General features: G+C 40.8%; 1 protein-coding gene. It reads left to right on the forward strand.

Going from position 1 to position 809, the window contains the following annotated elements; all coding sequences use genetic code 11:
* Positions 1–143: 143 nt before the first annotated feature.
* Complete coding sequence (locus FKN88_RS17410; protein ID WP_238925700.1) at positions 144–611, forward strand: GNAT family N-acetyltransferase; 468 nt, start codon at positions 144–146, stop codon at positions 609–611.
* The last annotated feature ends 198 nt before the right edge of the window (positions 612–809 follow it).

Consider the following 809-nt stretch of genomic DNA (forward strand, 5'->3'; position numbering starts at 1 on the left):
GTACATAACAAAGCGTTCAAGAGGGATTCGCAACGCGTGGCATTTTTGTTATGCGTTGATTTTATTAGTTTTTAGAGCAATGCGGAAGGTTGGTCGTTGCGTTGCTCACCCCTTAACGCGGCGTTATGTTCACACGAGGAAACATGGAAGTTTATTGTAAAATTTTAAAGCCGCAAGATAGCCTGAAATATCGAGAATTACGGTTAGAAAGCTTACGGTTATACCCTGAGGCATTTGGCTCTGATTACAAGATCCAATCTCAATTACCGAAGTTGTTCTTCGAACAAATGATCGAAAAGGAGAGCAATGATCACATTATGCTGGGTGCTTTTTACAATAATGAATTAGTCGGGTTATGTGGCTTGCTTTCTTTGGAACAGCCGCACTCATTAGAGCTAGTTCAAATGTACGTGTCACCAAATGTACGTGGGAAGTCAATCGGACAAACTCTTTTAACTAAAGCGAAGTCGGTGTTACAGGAGCGCAATGGGGATAGGCTAGAGCTAACGGTTTATTCCGGTAATCTTGCTGCCATTAAATCTTATGAAAAATTTGGTTTTATCCGTGTTGCAAGTCAACTTAAAGAAATTGTTATGCATTTTAAACTGTGAACATAACAAACGCTTCAAGAGGGACTTCCAACGCGTGGCATTTTTACTGTGCGTTGATTTCGGTGGTTTTAGTGTTATGCGGAAACTTGGTAGTAGCGTTGTCAGCCCCTTAAGCGGGCGTTATGCGCTAATTGGAAAAATGACAGGAGTTAACAATGAATCAGCATGAAAAGCTCAATTATGTAGAATTTGCAGCGA

The sequence above is a fragment of the Vibrio sp. 2017_1457_13 genome (assembly GCF_030851525.1).
GTDB classification, from domain to species: Bacteria; Pseudomonadota; Gammaproteobacteria; order Enterobacterales; family Vibrionaceae; genus Vibrio; species Vibrio metschnikovii.